The organism is uncultured Winogradskyella sp. (assembly GCF_963975125.1).
Lineage (GTDB): Bacteria > Bacteroidota > Bacteroidia > Flavobacteriales > Flavobacteriaceae > Winogradskyella.
Genome location: NZ_CAXBGB010000002.1, coordinates 31,894 through 50,441, shown reverse-complemented (window position 1 = coordinate 50,441; position 18,548 = coordinate 31,894). Strand labels below are relative to the sequence as shown.

The window sequence follows — 18,548 nt, the reverse complement described above, 5'->3', positions numbered from 1 at the left end:
CCTTATAAATTTTCGTCTAAACTTATTAATTTATTCTGAATTGCATAAACCACCAAACCAGCCACATTTTTAGATTCTGTTTTTAGTAGTAAATTATTACGATGGCCATCTACAGTTCTTGGGCTAATAAATAGCTTATCTCCAATTTCATTTGTAGTAAATTGTTTGCAAATGAGCTCTAAAACTTCAATCTCTCGTTTAGTAAAGTAAGTGGTGTCAAAGTTAGATTTCAACCTTTTATTAGATGGACTAATTAAACTCTCTTGAATAAATTTCATAACCTTCTGATCGTAGTGAAATCCTTTTTCGGCAACTTCCTCTATAGTCGTTATCATTAGAGAAGGTGTGCTATTTTTGGCCAAATAAGCCACTGCACCTATAGATATCATATTTACAATAAAAGGTTTACTAAAGTAACTAGTTAGGGCAATAATTTTAATATCCGGAAATTCTTTTCTAATCAACTTTGTAGTTTCTACACCGTTGAGATTGGGCATTTTTAAGTCCGTTATTACAATGTCTGGTAATTTTTCGGCTATCCGTAATTGCTCCATAAGTTGTACACCATCATCAGCATCAAATAAAATGTTTAAATTTTTATTCTTATTTAATATAGCAATAACTCCTTGTCTAAACAAGAGTTCGTCATCGGCTAAAGCGATTGTGATTTTAGTTTCCATAAGATTTGCAGTTTATAGTGAAAGTACTTCCTATTTGTTTTGAACTTTCAATAAATAGTTCACCATTTAAAATGGCAACTCTACTCTTTATGTTTTGTAATCCAATACCAGTTTTTTTATTGCTGACCTCAGTATTAAACCCGATGCCATTGTCTTTAAAAATCAATATAAATCCTTGGATTTCATTTTTGAGTTCCATTTGTAGTGTATCTGCTTTACCATGATTTAGCGCATTATTAATCAGTTCTTGCGTTATTCTAAATATGTGGAGTTCATTACTTTTATTAAGGTCTCCTATTTGGTCTATATTATAATCTATTTGAATAGACGTGTTAGACGTAAACTCTTCAAACAGCTCCTCTAGCGCTATTTTTAAACCAAACTTATCTAAAATAGGTGGCATAAGCTCATGTGCTATTTTTCTAGAACTCTCCAAAGTGCGTGTTGTAATGTCTAAAATATGGTTTAATGCTTCTTTATGTTCTGAGCTTACTGTATCATCTTCAATTAAAACGTTTGTTGTTAAGCTCACTACATTTAACTTTGAGCTAATTGCATCGTGTAAATCTTGAGCAATGCGGTTGCGCTCTTTCTCTTGAACTTTAATTGTGGTTTGTAATATCTTCTTTTGATGGTCGAGCTTAATATTAACCTTTTCAATTTCCTTTTTAATGATTTTTCGTCTAGAGTAATAGAAAAAGAGAATAAGACCTATGGTGACTAGAACCAAAAAAATGATACCATAAACAAGAGCTCCTATGACTTGTTCTTGGCTTGCAAATTGAGTTTCTTCCATTCGACTAAAATTAATACTAAATACACAATATATAAAGTCTTGTTAATCATCCATATATAACTAATAGTTCCATTGTTAAGACCAGACAAGTAGTCTCCCAAAATAAATATTAAAGTACTTATGGTTAGATAAATCAATATTCCAGAGTTTATAAACATGTATTCTCCTTTTCTACTTAATGAATTGTATAGGTGAATAATTGAATATACAATTATTGGAAATGAAGTTATAAATATTTCAAGTATATTAAATTTAAAATATAAACTTGGTTTTAGATAATATTTAAACGCTAAAACAAAAAGGATCCCGAATAAAAAATAAACAACTAATTTTTTTTGTTTTTTAAGAAAAAGTGACCTGTAAAAAAGTGATAAAAGTATAAATTGACTTATAAAATAATAATGAGATAAATACAAATTATTCATTGGTATTTTCGCCATTATTGTGCTTGCCAATATGATAGTGAAACTTATTAAGAGATATACACTAAAATATTTAAGAGCTATAGATTTATTGAAATTTCTATAGCTCCAAATATAAAGGCACGCATTAATGAAAATCAGAAGTATACTAACATATTCAAAAAGATCATCAATTTGTTCCATTAAATATTATTTCAGGTTGTATAAGGGACTTGTTAGATCACAATTGTTTGGACAAGGTTTAATAAAATCATAAATACCTGTGCCGCTCATTTTACTTAAGTTTACATCTTTATTACCCTCTACGATATCTTTATGCACATTTCCTACTAATTCGGTACCTACAATAAAAAGGCCATTACCATAGCCATCATTCATACCACGTTTTGCGCTATCAGGATTAATACCAACATAAGCTCTTACACCTTTGTCTAATGTAGAATTAACTGTTAGAGTTCCTTTGGAGTCTTCAGTTACTACACCCATTTCTTTGAAAGCAGCTACTAAGTCAGAAACTGGTATTAAAAAGGCTTTAGCGCAAGTTGCATTTGTTTTTTGCCATTCTTTTAACCAGTCTTGTGTTTGTTTTACTGGGATTGTGAGCGGTGTTAGTTTTGTGTTCATAATAAAATATAATTAATTAATGTTTGGTTAAAGTTAGTGATAAAGCCTATATAAAATGACCTATAAATTAAAAACAGGTATTTCTACTCGTTTTTGAGTTGAAGTGATTCTGCGGTAAAATTTTACACAAGTTTGCGTCAAATTTGTAACCTATATAACCAATTAAAAATCAAAATTTATTATGGAACAGTTTATTGGACAGATTATGATGTTCGGAGGGAATTTTGCACCAAGAAGTTGGGCATTATGCGATGGGCAATTATTGGCAATTTCTCAATACCAATCATTATTCTCAATACTAGGAACCACTTATGGTGGAGATGGAAGAACAACTTTTGGGTTACCAGATTTAAGAGGGCGTGTTGCTGTCCATGCTGGAACAGGACCTGGTGTACCATCGATTAGACTAGGGCAAAAAGGAGGTGAAGCTAACGTTACGCTTAACAAAACTCAAATGCCTACTCACGATCACACAGCTGTTATTGAGGCAGTAAGTCCACTTCCAAGAGGTGGTGTTGCGGTGCCAGACCCTACAAATGCATATAATGCACAGGGAGGGTCTTATTCTTTGGGCAAAAATGCTCAAATGGCTGCAGATGGAATTGCTGTTGGTCAATCTGGAGGTGGACAAGCACATAACAATATGCAGCCTTACCAAGGTGTTAATTATATTATTGCTTTAGATGGTATATATCCGCCTAGAAATTAATAATTACAGATATTTTAAAGTAATGGATGCCATCAAAATAGTTTGATGGTATCCTTCATTATTAATAAAATCCATACATTATGAAAAACAATTACAATTTTAAAAAGACAAAATTCTACAGCATCTTATTATGTTGTTTTTTGTTTTTAACAGCCTATAGTATTAAAGCTCAAAATTTGAATTTCACCATTGATACAGCAGTAGATAATGGTACGAATATTACCGAAACACTTGTAAGTGGTGGAGATACATATGTGTTAACCATTGACCACCCTATAGATATCGAAACATTAGACAATTTAGGAGGTGGAGATCTTATATTTTATTTAGGTACGACAACAGCTGCCACAGCACCTTTTAATTTAACACTAACAAGAAATGGCATTGCTATTAATTTTAATCTCAATAGTATAGATTATGATACTCTAGGTGCAGGAGTTATTTCCTTATCAAATCAAAATGGTGATCTTATTTCAAATCCAACTAATTATGCTGTTGGATCTGGCACATTAAATATTACAAATACTAGTAATGCTAATAACATAAGTGAAGTAAACATAATTCCAGGTACTACTAATGATTTAGTTAATTTCGGATTTCATAATATAAATATAGATATCGTACAACCTTGTGTCCCACCAGTCGGAACAGCAGTTTTTGCTAGTCAAAATTGTGGCACTGGAGAATTTTTTGTTAATGTAAATGTTACAAATTTGGGAGGTGGGAGTCCAGCAATTTTTGATGGTACAACAACGACGTCAGTTACAGCAACGGGAGTAACAAATTTAGGGCCATATCCTATTGGTACACCAATAAATTTCACATTACAGCACGGTAGTGATGTGGCGTGCAATGTAGATTTAGGTACTGTTGCAGATACATGTCCGCCACCTTGTGTTTCTCCCATTGGGACAGCTGTTTTAGGTGCTCAAGATTGTGTTACAGGGACATTTAATATTAATATTAATATCACTGATTTAGGAAGTGGTAGTCCATCTTTATTTGATGGGACAACTTCTGTTCCAATAGCAGCTATAGGAAGTTTTACTGTTGGTCCTTACGTAATAGGTACGCAAGTAGCACTAACATTACAACATGGTATTGATACAACGTGTGATGTAAGCTTAGGAACAGTTTCAGACACTTGTTCTGAAGTTATTTTTACTATAGATACGGCAGTAGATAATGTTACTAACATTACAGAGACTATTGTAAAAGATGGAGATACTTATGTTTTAACAGTAGATCATCCAGGTAGCGAAACACTTGATGTTTTAAATGGTACAGATTTGGTTTTTTACCTTGGTTCTGGTGGCGCAAACACAATAGAGCCATTTGTACTAACGATTACAAGAAACGGTTACCCAACTAATTTTACATTTAAAGGGTTAGATTATGACACTTTAGAAGCTGGTACAATATCGGTTACAAATCAAGATAACGCTTATATATCTACTCCTACAGCTTACCCATTAGGTTCGGGAGCGATTGCCATTACAAGTACAACCAATGCGACTAATATCTCTAGTTTTAATATTGTTCCAAATGATGCAGATGATTTAATTGATTTTGGGTTTCATAATATAAAAGTTGATATTGTTGATACCTGTGGGCCACCAATGGCGACAGCTGTTGTGTCGAGTCAAGATTGTACAACGGGAGAGTTTTTTGTAGAAGTAAATGTTACTGATTTAGGAAATGGTAATCCATCGATTTCTGACGGAGCAACAGTAACACCGGTTTTAACGACAGGAGTTGTAGCATTTGGGCCATACCCAATTGGGACACCAATAAACTTTACGTTACAACATGGTACTGATGCAGGATGTAATGTAGATTTGGGAGCGATTGAGGATACTTGCCCACCACCTGTAAATGATGAATGTACAGGAGCGATTGCTGTTACTTGTGGAGACACCGTTATAGGTACTACACTACGTGCAACTAACAGTGGTAATGATGCTGCAACAGATGTGTTTTATTCATTTACAGATACTGTTTTACAAGATGTAACATTGTCACTTTGTAATTCAAGCTTTAATACAGTTATTAGAGTATTTGACGATTGTCTACAAACAAATCAAGTAACGTTTAATGATCAATTTTGTGCAAATCAATCTCAAGTGACTTTTACTGCACAACCAAATATTACGTATTACATAATGATAGATGGGTTTTTAAGTACTAGTGTCGGTAGTTATGAACTCAATGTGAGCTGCGTCCCTACTGTTCCAGCACCAGGAAATGATTTATGCGCTAGTGCAACACCCCTTAGTTTCGGTGTAACATTATTTGGAGAAACGACAGCTGGCGCGACAGATGATTCTACAAGCAATTTAGATGATACTACTTGTGATTCTTTCAATTTCCATTCTGATGTTTGGTACACATTCCAAGCACTTGGTTCTGGGCAGGCAACTATTACAACTGTAATTACTGGTGACTCTAATCAGGCAAATGTTGCAGTTTACTCGTCATTAGATTGTTCACAATTAGATGCAGATAGTATTGCTTGTTCTGTAAATAATGGTGGAGAAACAGTAGAGTTAACAGGGTTAATACCAAATGCGGTTTACTATATTAGAGTATGGAGTGATGGTGTTGCTCCTGTAGCTATAGCTAGAAGAGTTGAAGGAACTTTTAATATCACTGTTTCAGATGCTACACTATCCACTCCAGGAATTGATGATAATTCATTCAGCTATTTTCCAAATCCTGTTGATGATGTATTAACACTTAATTCTCGAGAAAATATATCAGAAATTAAGGTATATAATATGCTAGGACAAGTTGTAATGTCTCAAACACCTAATGTTGCAACTAGAAACTTAAATATGTCTAGATTAGAGTCTGGTGCTTATTTTGTTAAAGTTTCAATAGGAAGCTCTAGTAAATTAATTCGTGTTATTAAAAATTAATTATAGTTAGTTAGTGATAAAAAGAGGCTACTAAATTTTTGGTTGCCTCTTTTTTATTATACCAAATAAATTGAAATTGAAAAGGAACTGTAAGAATTAAATCTTAATCTGTCGATTAATCTGCTGCTGTAAAGAAATAAAAGTTTCTGTTCTCGATACACCCTTTATACTCTGTATTTCAGAATTCAATACATGCATTAAATGCTCATTGTCCTTAGATAAAATCTTTATAAAAATGCTCCAATGCCCAGTTGTATAATGACATTCTATAACTTCAGGAATCTTCTGTAATTGTTTCACAGCCTCAGGATTACTAACCGCTTTGTCTAAATAAACACCTACAAATGCCATAGTGGTGTAGCCCAAAACCTTTGGATTAATTATAAATTTTGAACCAGCTAATAAGCCAGATTTTTCAAGTTTTTTAAGTCTTTGATGAATTGCAGCTCCAGAAATACCCACATTACGTGCAATTTCTAGAATAGGAGTCCTGGCATCTGCCATTAGCGCACGTATTATTTTTTTATCAATGCCATCGATGTAAATACCCTTATCATTAACTTTCATGTATAATTCTATTTATGAATTGAAAGTTAAAAATAAGAAAATGATTTCAATTTGAAACAATAATATGCTAAAACGGCTTATTATGCATTTAGTGGGTTGTAACCCAAATAAGGGACTTCGGTTTCAGAGAAATTAACACCATAAGCGTTAAGTTCTTCTAAAATTGGAGTATAAACTTCCTTAGAAATTGGTATTTGAACACCAGGTGTTTTTATCTTGCCATTAAGAATTGCCATTGTGGCAATAGCTACTGGTAAACCTACGGTTTTTGCCATAGCTGTATAAGTTTGGTCTTCACCAAGTGTTACCATAGTAGCATCAATCTGATGCTTTTCCCCATTAAGCTCGTAACCAAATTTATGGTACATCACAATCATGTCTTTATCATCTTCACTTAAAGTCCAACTATCCATTAATATTTTCTGTAGAATTTGTGCTGGTGTAGCTTTTTCAAGCTTCACCATTTTCTTAGAATTAAAAATATCCAATTCTAAAAATTTATCCCAAACAATGTCATCTTGGTCAATCTTTAGAGCATGTCTAAATTTTAGTTCAACAGAGTCTGTTGGGCTATAAGGCAAAAAGCCATTTACAAAATCGCGATAACTCATGTTAATACTATCATCAATAGTGTAACTATCGTCAGTCATTCCTAATTGCACAAACACATGCCAAGCTCTGCTGAAACCAACACGTCGCATAGTACCTCTGTATAAAGTTTTTGCATGGTCTAAGCCATAAACATGCTGATATTTTAGAGAGTCTCTGTTGGCGTAAGCTTCAAAACGGCCATATCCTTCAACCTCTAAAAACTCTGTGCGTCTAAATAATCGATCATAAGGAATATACTTAAACTGACTTTCCTGAAGAAATTTAGCGGCTCCGCCTTGTCCTGCTACAACCACATTTCTCGGATTCCATGTAAATTTATAATTCCATAGATTATTATCACTCTCGGGTGCTACTAATCCACCAGTAAAGGATTCAAACAAAATCATTTTACCTCCTTTATCTCTAATTTGGTCAATAACTTGCATAGCACTCATATGATCTAATCCTGGATCTACACCAATTTCATTCATAAAAATGAGACCATTAGCTTTAGCATCTTCGTCTAAGGCTTGCATTTCTTCACTGACATAAGAGGCGGTAACCATGTTTTTTTTATGTCTAATACAATCTTTAGCAACTTCAATATGAAACCGTGCAGGTAGCATAGAAACCACAATGTCTGCATTTTTAACTGCAGCAGTACGAGATTTAGCATTAAAAACATCTAAGTGAATAACTTCAGTCTGGGCATGACGGCCTACTAATTTTTTAGCGTTATCAACGTTAAGATCACCAATGGTAATATGGAGGTTTTCAGATTGCGTTTTGTCTAGTAAGTACTTTATGAGGTATGATGATGATTTTCCAGCACCAATGATTAAAATCTTTCGCATAATGGTTTTATATGACTAATTTTGTGTGGAGCGAATGTAATAAATCCAAAAAGTATTAGACTTAAATATCATATTAATTATGAAAAAAAAATTATTAATTGCTGGAGCCGTTTTAGGAATTCTGGGTGTCATTTTAGGAGCTTTTGCAGCACATGGTCTAGAGAAATTGGTTGATGCTGATGCTATTAAATCTTTTGAAACAGGTGTGCGTTATCAATTATACCATGCGTTTTTGTTGTTAATACTTGGTAGTACTTCTTTTGTTAGCTTAAAGCTGAAAAAAACTATATTTCATTTGGTGCTTTTTGGGTTAATTTTCTTCTCTGGCTCTATCTATGGGTTGGCTACAAATGCACTTTCAAGCATTGATTTTAAGACTATTGCAATGATTACACCAATTGGTGGATTGCTACTAATTGCGGCTTGGGTTGTGATGTTAATCGGTATTATAAGAAGTAAGGTCGATTAATGTTAATCGAGTGTGTTATTTTAAAATAAAATGATAATTTTGCACCACTAAACAACACAAAAATTATGGCAAACCATACCCAATCAACGAAATCGATTTCGTTAGACCAATATGGAATTAAAAATGCAAAAGTTAACTATCAATTATCTTCAGACGAACTTCATGCTGAGACTGTTTCTAAAGGACAAGGAGTAGAATCCTCTTCTGGTGCTTTAGCGGTTAATACAGGTGAGTTTACTGGTCGTTCTCCAATGGATAGATTCATTGTAAAAGACGACATTACTGAGAACAAAGTTTGGTGGGGAAATATTAACATTCCGTTTGAGAGTGATAAGTTTGAGAAGCTGTACGATAAAGTTGTAAATTATTTGTCTGAGAAAGAAGTTTATGTACGAGATAGCTATGCTTGTGCTGATGAAAACTACAAGCTAAATATTAGGGTTATTAATGAATATCCTTGGAGTAACATGTTTGCTTATAATATGTTTTTACGCCCAACAGAAAAAGAATTAAAGGATTTTTCGCCAGAATGGACAGTAGTTAACGCTCCAGGTTTTATGGCAGATCCAGAAGTAGATGGAACACGTCAGCACAACTTTGCGATTTTAGACTTTACACGAAAGATTGCTTTAATTGGTGGAACTGGTTATACAGGAGAAATTAAGAAAGGTATTTTCTCTGCATTAAACTTTATTCTTCCAGTATTTAAAAACACTTTACCAATGCACTGTAGTGCAAATGTTGGTAAAGATGACGATACAGCTATCTTCTTTGGATTATCTGGGACAGGAAAAACAACTCTTTCTACGGATGCTAATCGTAGTTTAATTGGTGATGACGAACACGGTTGGACAAAAGAAAATACCGTTTTTAATTTTGAAGGGGGTTGTTACGCTAAAGTGATTAATCTATCTCAAGATCAAGAACCAGAGATTTTTGCTGCGATTAGAAAAGGAGCGATTTTAGAAAATGTAATTTTGGACGATAAAGGCAATGTAGATTTTGCTGATACATCTATTACACAAAATACAAGAGTAAGTTACCCAATTTACCATATCGATAATATTAGAAAACCATCAATTGGTAAAAACCCAAAGAATATATTTTTCTTAACTGCTGATGCGTTTGGTGTATTACCTCCAATATCTAAGCTAACACCAAGTCAGGCAGCTTATCATTTCATTTCTGGCTATACAGCAAAAGTTGCTGGTACAGAAGCTGGTGTTGTAGAGCCAGTACCAAGTTTTTCGGCTTGTTTTGGCGCACCATTTATGCCTTTGCATCCAACAGAATATGCTGATATGTTGAGTAAAAAAATGCTAGACGCAGGTGTTAATGTATGGTTAGTTAATACAGGTTGGACAGGTGGACCTTATGGAGTAGGAACACGGATGAAATTAAAGTACACAAGAGCCATGATTAATGCAGCCTTAAATGGTGATTTAAGCGATTATAATTACGAAAATTACCATATTCACTCCGTATTTGGTGTCGCACAACCAAGAACATGTCCTGGTGTACCAACAGAAGTATTGAGCCCACGAACAAGATGGAATGATGATGAAGCGTATTATAAAATGGCATTTAAACTATCTAATGCCTTTAGAGAAAACTTTAAACAGTTTGAGTCATATGCGTCTGAAGAAGTGAGACGTGGAGGACCACAACGTTATTCGTTTTAGTAATAACTTAAAAAAACTAAAAAAGCGATTCTAAATTTAGAATCGCTTTTTATATAAATAATAGTTATTTTACTATTTCCCCTTATTAACAGCATCAATATACTTCTGTAAAGCCATTGTCATTGACGGTGTCTCTGGTGTAGGTGCAGAAATATCTACACGTAGTCCTTTTTCCTTAACAGCATTTACTGTTGTGTTTCCAAACACAGCAATACGTGTTTCGTTTTGTTTAAAATCTGGGAAATTATGGAATAAAGATTCTATGCCAGAAGGGCTAAAGAATACTAAGATATCATAATACACATTGGCTAAATCAGATAAGTCACTAATTACCGTTTTGTAAAATGTAGCTTGCTTCCAGTTAACACCTAGACTATCTAATATTTCAGGAATTACAGGTTTTACTTTATCTGTTGTAGGTAATAAAAAGGATTCGTCTTTATATTTTTTAACTAAAGGTGTTAATTCTTCAAAAGTACGTTTACCAACATAAATTTTACGTTTTCTATAGACAACGTATTTTTGTAAGTAATAGGCAACAGCTTCCGATTGGCAGAAGTATTTCATAGAATCGGGCACTTTAAAGCGCAATTCGTCTGCTACTCTAAAGAAGTGATCTACAGAATTTCTACTTGTAAGAATAATTGCTGTAAATTTACTAAGATCAATCTTTTGTTGTCTAATATCTTTGGATGATACGCCTTCAACGTGGATGAAGGGTCTAAAGTCCACTTTTACCTTTTGCTTTTCTTGCAAATCAAAGTAAGGAGAGTTCTCTATTTTAGGCTCTGGCTGTGATACTAAAATCGTTTTCACTTTCATACTTAAACCTTGTGTTTTATGCGTTATACTCTCTAATTACCTTATATAAAAGGACATAAGGGCTGATTTCGAGAGCGCAAAGATACAACAAAAAATAGAAAAAATTGGAATTTATTAATTTTTGATAGTTTTTAAATGAAGTTAAAAAACCTATGAGATTAATAAGGCAAATTAAAACAAATGATGCTATTATAACAACATTTGCATACTTATCTGTATATAACAAAAGTAAGTTGGCAATTAAAAAGACGATGCCAGAGTAATTTTTGAATGTTGTCTTCTGAAACAAGTAGTTATCTATTACACCATCAATCTCAAAAAGACTACCAATAAGACGCTCTAGAAGCGTTTTTATAATAATTATGGTAGATATTGCAAAAAGAAGTTTTAAAAATAAAACTAGCTCAAACGTTAATGGAGATATAAACGTAGAATAAGTGAAGTAAGTAAATATACTAAGGGACAAGACAAGGTTAACAAATAAAAAACTATCAAATTGATCGATAAATTTTTGATCTTTGGTATAGATTTTAAGGTATTTAGAATTACCTATAACATATAAGAAATCATTAAATCTAATTGCATTGAGAACTTTTGCAGCAACAATAGCGAACAATCCTATGATTGTGAAGATGGTAAACCACTCGTAAGTAATAAAATTACGCATGCTGCTAAATTATAAAAAATCTATAATTTTCGCTACAAAACAAAAAGTTTAAACTACAACTATCAAAAAAGTTAATTACATCATATAATCCATTAAAAACTTTACTTTTGTTAAAATTCTAAGCACCACTCAAAAGAGGGTATAAAAGTTAGTTAATGTCTGACGCAATCGTAATAATTCCTACCTATAATGAGATTGAAAATATAGAGTCTATTATTAGAGCTGTATTTTTACAAGAGAAGCGTTTTCATGTCTTAGTTGTAGATGATAATTCACCTGATAAAACGGCTGAAACAGTTAAGGTATTACAGCAAGAATTTTCTGGTAGTTTATTTTTATTAGAGCGAGAGGAAAAAAGCGGTTTAGGTTCAGCTTATATATCTGGATTTAAATGGTCTTTAGAAAAAGCCTATGATTTTATTTTTGAAATGGATGCAGATTTTTCACATAGTCCAGATGACTTAATAAAATTATATAACGCTTGTTTGGATGACAATGCAGATATCTCAGTAGGCTCGCGATATGTTAAAGGGATTACAGTTGTTAATTGGCCAATGTCTCGTATCATATTATCTTATGGAGCATCGCGATATGTAAGGTTTATTACACGGATGAAAGTTAAAGATTCTACTGCCGGATTTATTTGTTATAAAAGAGCTGTGCTAGAAGCTATTAATCTCAATAAAATTAAGTTTGTAGGTTATGCTTTTCAGATTGAAATGAAATTTAAAGCCTATAAAAAAGGATTTAAAATTGTTGAAATCCCTGTTTTATTTAAAGATAGAACCAAAGGAAAATCAAAAATGAGTAGTGGTATTATTTCTGAAGCCATTTTTGGTGTGATAAGTTTGAAATTGAAAAGTTTATTTGCTAAGTAGAAAAAAAATGATGCAAAATATCCTCATAAAAAATGCAAAAATCGTCAACGAAGGAAAAATTGTTGAAGGAGATATTCTCATAGAAGACAACATTATTAAAGAAATAGACTCTTCAATTAGTGTAAAATCTGCGGATATAAAGGTCATCGATGCTGAAGGTAATTATGTATTACCAGGAATGATTGATGATCAAGTTCACTTTAGAGAACCAGGCTTAACGCATAAAGCTAATATAGAAACAGAATCTAAAGCAGCTTTGGCTGGCGGAATCACTTCATTTATTGAGATGCCTAATACCAATCCACAAACGACGACTGTTGAGAGGTTAGAAGAGAAATTTGCTATTGCAGCAAATTCATCTTACGCTAACTACTCATTTATGTTTGGTGGCACCAATGATAATTTAGATGAAATCTTAAAGGTAAATCCTAAAACTGTAGCAGGATTAAAACTGTTTTTAGGATCTTCTACAGGAAATATGTTGGTTGACGACCCAAAGGTTATTGAAAAAATATTCTCAAGCACCAATATGGTGATTTCGGTGCATTGTGAAGATGAAGCAACTATTAAGGAGAATTTAGCAAAATATAAAGCAGAATATGGAGATGATATTCCTATGGAAAAGCATCCTATTATTCGTAGCGAGGAGGCATGCTATTTGTCATCGTCTAAAGCTATTGAGTTAGCAAAGAAAACAGGTGCGAGATTGCATGTGTTTCATTTGTCAACAGGAAAAGAAACGAAACTGTTTTCAAACAAAATTCCATTAAAGGATAAAAAGATTACAGCAGAGGTTTGTGTGCATCATTTATGGTTTTCTGATGAAGACTATGCGAAAAAAGGAAGTCATATAAAATGGAATCCTGCAGTTAAAACAGCTAAAGACAGAAAGCATCTTTGGAAAGCACTCTTAGATGACAGAATTGATGTTATTGCTACAGATCATGCGCCTCACACGCTTGAAGAAAAAAATAATCCATACACCAGTGCTCCTTCTGGAGGGCCATTGGTACAACATGCTTTGGTTGCTTTGTTAGAAGCACATCATCAAGGAAAAATTCCTGTTGAGAAAATAGTAGAAAAAGCATGTCACAATCCGGCTATTCTATTCGATGTAGAAAAGCGAGGTTATATAAAAGAAGGGTATTATGCGGATTTAGTTATTGTGGATTTAAATAATCCTTGGACTGTTAATAAAGACAATATTCTATATAAATGTGGTTGGTCTCCATTTGAGGGTAATACGTTTAAGAGTAGAATAACCCATACTTTTGTTAATGGCCAATTGGCATATAACAATTTTAAAGTTTTAGGCGTTAAAGCAGGACAGCGATTAACTTTTAATAGATAATATGGTTAAGAAGATAAGTGTTTTAATAGTATTGAGCCTTTTGATTATAGCTTGTAATGAGAATGATAAACCAAAGAAACCAGATAATCTTATATCTAAGAATAAAATGTCAGAGATTCTTCATGACTTATATATTATAAATGCTGCAAAAGGTGTGAATAGAAAACTATTAGAAACTAATGGTTTTGTGCCAGAAACTTATGTTTTAACAAAATATAATATTGATAGTGCGCAGTTTGCAGATAGTAATACCTATTATGCTTTTAATACTGACGTTTACAAAGACATTGTAGATAAGGTAAAGGCAAGGTTAGAAAAAGAAAAAGAAGAGTTTGGAGAGCTTCAAAAAATAGAAGGTAAGGCCGCAAAACGTAAACGTGATTCTATTAATAAAATTAAATTAAGCAAGAAAGACTCTGTAAAAAAACCAAAGAGAAATTTTAGATTCAAAGTTTTAGATACTATAGCTATAAACTAAGTTGTATTAAGATCTTTAAGATATAATTTGCTTACATCGACTATTACTTCATCTATAGGCTTAAATTCAAAATCTAAAGCATTTTTTAATTTCGAATTATTATATTTTGTTACACTTAATGCTGATTTTGAATTTTGTTTAGATAAACTTCGTCGTTTGCTAAAAAGTTTAAATTGTAACCAATCTAATCTCCAAGCTATGTTTAATAACCACTGTTTTGCTTCTTTCATAGGAGGTTTAACATTAAGTGCTTTGGCCGTTTTCGTCTGAAACGCTTTAAAACTCAAGTTTTCGGATATTAAAATGAATTTTTCATTTTTTATATCACTTTCAATAAGTTGGTGCATGGTATTAACAGCATCCCAAACATCTACATAACCTGTAACTCCATTTACATAATAGCGCATGCCTTTATAGATTTGCTTAAACAAATTACCGCTACTTCCACCATTCCAATATCCTGCTCCTAAAATAATTCCAGGGTTTACAATTATAGCATCTAAACCTTCTTGTGTGCCTCGCCACACTTCGAGCTCTGCTCCGTATTTTGTAATGGCATAGACACTGTTATCATCTTCGGGATTCCAAGCTGTTTGCTCATCGATAAATTTTTCTGGGTCGCTATGATGCCCAATTGCAGCAATAGAACTGACATAACATAGTTTTTTAACTCTATAACTAATACAGAGGTTAACTATGTTTGCTGTTCCTTTAATATTAACCTTTCGTAGTGTTTTGTATTTATCGGGCTCAAAAGAGACAAAGGCCGCACAATGATACACATGTGTTATACCCTTAAACGCATCTTGTAATTTTGGTATGTCATTGATATCTGCTTCAACCCATTTAATTTTATCGAAAAGCGTTTCAGCATCATCAGAAAAATAAGAAAAGACATGTTTAACACGTTGCAATGTTTTTTCTCTTCGGTAAATAGCGCGCACATTTTCATTGTTGCTTATTAATTTAAAAAGCAAATGTGAGCCAACTAATCCTGTTCCTCCAGTAACTAATATCATAAAGCTAATTTACGCTTTTTTAAAATTGTCTTTTGTCATTTGAAGTGGAAACATATCTTTGTGCAGATAACATTGAATTAAAATAAAGTAATGGCAAATAAATTTGTAGAAGAATTACGTTGGAGAGGAATGGTACACGATATCATGCCAGGCACAGAAGAGCAATTAGAAAAGGAAATGACGACAGCATATATTGGCTTTGATCCTACATCAGATTCACTACATATAGGAAGTTTAGTTCCAATAATTTTATTGGTTCATTTAAAAAAATCAGGTCATAAACCTGTTGCTTTGGTTGGTGGAGCTACTGGTATGATTGGTGATCCTTCTGGGAAGAGTGACGAACGTAATTTGCTAGATGAAGCTACCTTGGCGCATAATGTTGCTGGTATAAAAAATGTATTATCTCGTTTTTTAGATTTTAATTCTGTAGAAAAAAATGCTCCTATTTTAGTAAATAACTACGACTGGATGAAAGATTTTAGCTTCATCGATTTTGCTCGAGATGTAGGTAAACGCATTACTGTAAATTATATGATGGCGAAGGATTCTGTAAAAAAACGATTAAGTGGTGAAGAAGGAAATGTTGGTATGAGTTTTACAGAATTTACATATCAGTTAATACAAGGTTACGATTTTCATCATTTGTATAAAACAATAGGTTGTAAGTTACAAATGGGAGGAAGCGATCAATGGGGAAATATTACTACAGGGACTGAATTGGTAAGACGTATGCATGATGGTGAAGACCAAGCTAAAGCTTATGCAATTACTTGTCCTCTTATTACAAAAGCAGACGGCTCTAAATTTGGAAAAAGTGAAGGTGGTAATATTTGGTTAGATGCAGATAAAACATCAGTTTATAAATTCTACCAATTTTGGTTAAATACTACTGATGCAGATGCCGAGAAGTATATTAAGATTTTTACTTTTTTGGGAAAAGAGACTATTAAAAACTTAATTACAGAGCATAAAGAAAATCCTGGCTCTAGGGCTTTACAAAAAAGTCTAGCAGAAGAAGTAACAACTTTTGTGCATAGTAAAGAAGATTATGATAACGCAGTAAAAGCAGCTAAAATATTATTTAGCAAAGATTTTAAAAACGAGATTAAACAATTACCCGAAAGTTTGTTCTTAGACGTTTTTGAAGGTGTGAAACAAGCTGAAATTTCTAAATCAGAATTTGATGAAGGTATAGATATGATTGGAGCTTTGGCTGCGAAAACTAACTTCTTAAATTCTAATGGAGATGCACGTAGAGCTCTAAAAGAAAATGCTGTAGCTGTTAATAAAGAAAAGGTAAAAGAAGATTATAAATTATCCTCTGAAGATTTGATTAACGACAAGTATATTGTAATCAGTAGAGGTAAGAAAACGAATTTTATCTTAAAGGTTATTTAAGTATTTTGATACAGTGTTATCATTATAAAAAATGCCCGAAATTACTTTCGGGCACATCTAACCAATCAATCAACTTAGAGGCTAACTTAGTTAATTTTTCTTTTTCATAGAATTAATTAAGCTTTATAGCCTCCCAATTTAAGTCGGCATTTTTTTGTAAACCTTTCACATTTTCTTCTAACCATTTTGTTAAGGTATTATTTCCCCAAGAATTATAGAATAAATAAAGTTTTCCATCTCTAATTTCAAAGGTTTTAGGGTCAATATCAACTTTTTTTGAATTTGTTGCGACTGCATATGTACAATAGCCACCATATTGTGGAATATAAGCTTCAGGATTGTTTAGGAAAATATCTAGATTTTTTTTAGAACTAAATTTATACTTTACACTGTCAAAAGTTGTGGAATATGTTTTAGACCCTTCAATGGCTTAATTGTTAAAATAAGCAACTACATCATAGCCTTTAGCTACAAAACCTTTCTTAGTATTGTAATCTATAGTTTGAGAAAAAGCGCTTGAGATTATTGTAAAATAGAATAAAATACTTCATATAATAGACCTTATAGGAAATAGGTCGAAAAACAGTTCACTACTTACAAAGCCATTAAATTGCAGCCTCTAATATCAGAATTATCAAATCTACCAATGATTTCAAACTGACCATTCTCATTAACTTTTCCTAAATCTTGAGTAGCAATAAATGAACATGAATTAAGATTGGCTAGGTCAATAACATTAATACCACCAGTTTTATTTGGTTGCTGAAGCGTAAGTGCATCTTCGGTATCTCGTGTTAAGACTTTCATCCAAGGAGGACATTTAAAAACACCATTTCCTTTAGAATAGGCCTGACTCAAAAGTTCAGTCATACCATATTCACTATGAATTTTTGTGACTCCAAAACCAGATTGTAGTATGTTATGAAGCTCTCGTCTAATAATTTCTTTTCTTCTGCCTTTCATACCACCAGTTTCCATAACCAAAGTGTGTTTTAGACTAAACTGAAATTGTTCAACTAAATCTAACAAAGCAAAAGAGACACCAATGAGTAGTGTTTTTTGCTGTTTAGCTTCAAGTTGTTGTAGTTTTTGGGCTAAATCTTCAAGATTGTTTAGGTAAAAGCCACTTTCTGGGTGTTTAGATTTAACAATTAAATCGTTCGCCATATATATTAAAGAAGAGCCATCACGTTCTAAATAAGATGGTAGTAAAGCTAAAACAACATAATCTTCAATGTCACCATAGAAATGGTTAAACCCTTTAGTGTAACTATCTTCATAAAGTTTAATATCAGTCACTAAATGTTTACTTGTAATACTGCCTGTTGTGCCAGAACTAGTGAAGGTTTTCTCAACAGAGTTTGCAGCACATAAAACTTTATGAGATTTAAAAAACTGAATTGGTAAAAATGGAATATCTAAGATGCTCTTTACATCAGCCGGATGCTTATAAAGTAAGTCGCAAAAGGAGCGATATATAACATTGTTTTTAAACTGAAACCTAAAGATTTCTAATGCTAAAGTATCGAACTCTGCATTAGATTTTAAATTAAAAATAGCGGCTTTAGATATCATACTACAAAAGTATGGAAAATAAAAAAGCGTTGCCTGAAATTTTCA

18 protein-coding genes are annotated in these 18,548 nt (G+C 32.7%); 8 read left to right on the top strand and 10 right to left on the bottom strand.

The features are described from left to right. Nucleotides 1–2: 2 nt before the first annotated feature. The 3 genes from AAC053_RS00625 to AAC053_RS00615 form a co-directional block, all read right to left on the bottom strand. Nucleotides 3–680 carry a response regulator transcription factor gene (locus tag AAC053_RS00625; protein WP_339751533.1) on the bottom strand — a complete coding sequence of 226 codons (678 nt, stop codon included), beginning with the start codon at nt 678–680 and terminating at the stop codon, nt 3–5. Beyond that, nucleotides 670–1,476 (bottom strand): ATP-binding protein, encoded by an 807-nt coding sequence (locus AAC053_RS00620; RefSeq protein ID WP_339751532.1) that lies wholly within the window; start codon nt 1,474–1,476, stop codon nt 670–672. The genes AAC053_RS00625 and AAC053_RS00620 overlap by 11 nt, the downstream gene beginning before the upstream one ends. 611 nt (nt 1,477–2,087) lie before the next feature. Next, entirely contained in the window at nt 2,088–2,522 is a 435-nt protein-coding gene (locus tag AAC053_RS00615) for a hypothetical protein (RefSeq protein WP_339751530.1), read from the bottom strand. Nucleotides 2,523–2,703: 181 nt separating this feature from the next. Between AAC053_RS00615 and AAC053_RS00610 the strand changes: the two genes are divergently transcribed. Further along, entirely contained in the window at nt 2,704–3,231 is a 528-nt protein-coding gene (locus AAC053_RS00610; protein WP_339751528.1) for a tail fiber protein, read from the top strand. 80 nt (nt 3,232–3,311) lie between these two features. Further along, nucleotides 3,312–6,149 (top strand): T9SS type A sorting domain-containing protein, encoded by a 2,838-nt coding sequence (locus AAC053_RS00605; RefSeq protein ID WP_339751527.1) that lies wholly within the window; start codon nt 3,312–3,314, stop codon nt 6,147–6,149. 96 nt (nt 6,150–6,245) lie between these two features. Here the strand turns inward: AAC053_RS00605 and AAC053_RS00600 are convergent, their stop codons facing one another. Both AAC053_RS00600 and AAC053_RS00595 read right to left on the bottom strand, forming a co-directional pair. After that, on the bottom strand, nt 6,246–6,716 hold the full coding sequence (locus AAC053_RS00600) for an Lrp/AsnC ligand binding domain-containing protein (protein ID WP_339751524.1): 471 nt from the start codon (nt 6,714–6,716) through the stop codon (nt 6,246–6,248). Between the two features lie 80 nt (nt 6,717–6,796). After that, the gene (locus tag AAC053_RS00595; protein ID WP_339751521.1) at nt 6,797–8,161 is read right to left on the bottom strand and encodes a saccharopine dehydrogenase C-terminal domain-containing protein; all 1,365 of its coding nucleotides are present in this window, start codon (nt 8,159–8,161) and stop codon (nt 6,797–6,799) included. Nucleotides 8,162–8,240: 79 nt separating this feature from the next. On the opposite strand from AAC053_RS00595, the gene AAC053_RS00590 reads away from it, so the two are divergent. Together AAC053_RS00590 and pckA are read left to right on the top strand one after the other, a co-directional pair. After that, nucleotides 8,241–8,630 (top strand): DUF423 domain-containing protein, encoded by a 390-nt coding sequence (locus AAC053_RS00590; protein WP_339751518.1) that lies wholly within the window; start codon nt 8,241–8,243, stop codon nt 8,628–8,630. A gap of 65 nt (nt 8,631–8,695) precedes the next feature. After that, the gene (pckA, locus tag AAC053_RS00585) at nt 8,696–10,312 is read left to right on the top strand and encodes a phosphoenolpyruvate carboxykinase (ATP) (protein ID WP_339751515.1); all 1,617 of its coding nucleotides are present in this window, start codon (nt 8,696–8,698) and stop codon (nt 10,310–10,312) included. A 72-nt stretch (nt 10,313–10,384) separates the two neighbouring features. Here pckA and AAC053_RS00580 read toward each other — a convergent pair whose 3' ends face one another. Both AAC053_RS00580 and AAC053_RS00575 read right to left on the bottom strand, forming a co-directional pair. Continuing rightward, entirely contained in the window at nt 10,385–11,134 is a 750-nt protein-coding gene (locus AAC053_RS00580; RefSeq protein WP_339751513.1) for a uroporphyrinogen-III synthase, read from the bottom strand. Nucleotides 11,135–11,150: 16 nt separating this feature from the next. After that, complete coding sequence (locus AAC053_RS00575) at nt 11,151–11,801, bottom strand: DUF4271 domain-containing protein (protein WP_339751510.1); 651 nt, start codon at nt 11,799–11,801, stop codon at nt 11,151–11,153. Between the two features lie 155 nt (nt 11,802–11,956). Here AAC053_RS00575 and AAC053_RS00570 point away from each other — a divergent pair, with 155 nt between their 5' ends. The 3 genes from AAC053_RS00570 to AAC053_RS00560 are packed head-to-tail and all read left to right on the top strand — an operon-like array spanning nt 11,957 to nt 14,508. After that, complete coding sequence (locus AAC053_RS00570; RefSeq protein ID WP_339751508.1) at nt 11,957–12,679, top strand: polyprenol monophosphomannose synthase; 723 nt, start codon at nt 11,957–11,959, stop codon at nt 12,677–12,679. Between the two features lie 10 nt (nt 12,680–12,689). After that, complete coding sequence (locus AAC053_RS00565; protein ID WP_339751611.1) at nt 12,690–14,030, top strand: dihydroorotase; 1,341 nt, start codon at nt 12,690–12,692, stop codon at nt 14,028–14,030. A gap of 1 nt (nt 14,031) precedes the next feature. Then, entirely contained in the window at nt 14,032–14,508 is a 477-nt protein-coding gene (locus AAC053_RS00560) for a DUF4296 domain-containing protein (protein ID WP_339751505.1), read from the top strand. On the opposite strand, the gene AAC053_RS00555 is transcribed toward AAC053_RS00560, so the two are convergent. Continuing rightward, nucleotides 14,505–15,527 carry an NAD-dependent epimerase/dehydratase family protein gene (locus tag AAC053_RS00555; protein WP_339751502.1) on the bottom strand — a complete coding sequence of 341 codons (1,023 nt, stop codon included), beginning with the start codon at nt 15,525–15,527 and terminating at the stop codon, nt 14,505–14,507. The genes AAC053_RS00560 and AAC053_RS00555 overlap by 4 nt on opposite strands. Nucleotides 15,528–15,617: 90 nt before the next feature. Between AAC053_RS00555 and tyrS the strand changes: the two genes are divergently transcribed. Then, nucleotides 15,618–16,928, top strand: coding sequence for a tyrosine--tRNA ligase (gene tyrS / locus AAC053_RS00550; RefSeq protein ID WP_339751500.1), 1,311 nt, complete (start codon nt 15,618–15,620; stop codon nt 16,926–16,928). 112 nt (nt 16,929–17,040) lie between these two features. Here the strand turns inward: tyrS and AAC053_RS00545 are convergent, their stop codons facing one another. Both AAC053_RS00545 and AAC053_RS00540 read right to left on the bottom strand, forming a co-directional pair. After that, complete coding sequence (locus AAC053_RS00545; RefSeq protein WP_339751609.1) at nt 17,041–17,355, bottom strand: YHS domain-containing (seleno)protein; 315 nt, start codon at nt 17,353–17,355, stop codon at nt 17,041–17,043. A 167-nt stretch (nt 17,356–17,522) separates the two neighbouring features. Next, a complete protein-coding gene (locus AAC053_RS00540; RefSeq protein ID WP_339751498.1) occupies nt 17,523–18,503 on the bottom strand; it encodes an acyl transferase in 981 nt (326 codons plus the stop codon). Nucleotides 18,504–18,548 lie beyond the last annotated feature (45 nt).

What these genes read in the sequence shown, in the direction of transcription:
- AAC053_RS00625 (WP_339751533.1), bottom strand. Translation starts at nt 680, where the DNA reads ATGGAAACTAAAATCACAATCGCTTTAGCCGATGACGAACTCTTGTTT.
- AAC053_RS00620 (WP_339751532.1), bottom strand. Translation starts at nt 1,476, where the DNA reads ATGGAAGAAACTCAATTTGCAAGCCAAGAACAAGTCATAGGAGCTCTT.
- AAC053_RS00615 (WP_339751530.1), bottom strand. Translation starts at nt 2,522, where the DNA reads ATGAACACAAAACTAACACCGCTCACAATCCCAGTAAAACAAACACAA.
- AAC053_RS00610 (WP_339751528.1), top strand. Translation starts at nt 2,704, where the DNA reads ATGGAACAGTTTATTGGACAGATTATGATGTTCGGAGGGAATTTTGCA.
- AAC053_RS00605 (WP_339751527.1), top strand. Translation starts at nt 3,312, where the DNA reads ATGAAAAACAATTACAATTTTAAAAAGACAAAATTCTACAGCATCTTA.
- AAC053_RS00600 (WP_339751524.1), bottom strand. Translation starts at nt 6,716, where the DNA reads ATGAAAGTTAATGATAAGGGTATTTACATCGATGGCATTGATAAAAAA.
- AAC053_RS00595 (WP_339751521.1), bottom strand. Translation starts at nt 8,161, where the DNA reads ATGCGAAAGATTTTAATCATTGGTGCTGGAAAATCATCATCATACCTC.
- AAC053_RS00590 (WP_339751518.1), top strand. Translation starts at nt 8,241, where the DNA reads ATGAAAAAAAAATTATTAATTGCTGGAGCCGTTTTAGGAATTCTGGGT.
- pckA (WP_339751515.1), top strand. Translation starts at nt 8,696, where the DNA reads ATGGCAAACCATACCCAATCAACGAAATCGATTTCGTTAGACCAATAT.
- AAC053_RS00580 (WP_339751513.1), bottom strand. Translation starts at nt 11,134, where the DNA reads ATGAAAGTGAAAACGATTTTAGTATCACAGCCAGAGCCTAAAATAGAG.
- AAC053_RS00575 (WP_339751510.1), bottom strand. Translation starts at nt 11,801, where the DNA reads ATGCGTAATTTTATTACTTACGAGTGGTTTACCATCTTCACAATCATA.
- AAC053_RS00570 (WP_339751508.1), top strand. Translation starts at nt 11,957, where the DNA reads ATGTCTGACGCAATCGTAATAATTCCTACCTATAATGAGATTGAAAAT.
- AAC053_RS00565 (WP_339751611.1), top strand. Translation starts at nt 12,690, where the DNA reads ATGCAAAATATCCTCATAAAAAATGCAAAAATCGTCAACGAAGGAAAA.
- AAC053_RS00560 (WP_339751505.1), top strand. Translation starts at nt 14,032, where the DNA reads ATGGTTAAGAAGATAAGTGTTTTAATAGTATTGAGCCTTTTGATTATA.
- AAC053_RS00555 (WP_339751502.1), bottom strand. Translation starts at nt 15,527, where the DNA reads ATGATATTAGTTACTGGAGGAACAGGATTAGTTGGCTCACATTTGCTT.
- tyrS (WP_339751500.1), top strand. Translation starts at nt 15,618, where the DNA reads ATGGCAAATAAATTTGTAGAAGAATTACGTTGGAGAGGAATGGTACAC.
- AAC053_RS00540 (WP_339751498.1), bottom strand. Translation starts at nt 18,503, where the DNA reads ATGATATCTAAAGCCGCTATTTTTAATTTAAAATCTAATGCAGAGTTC.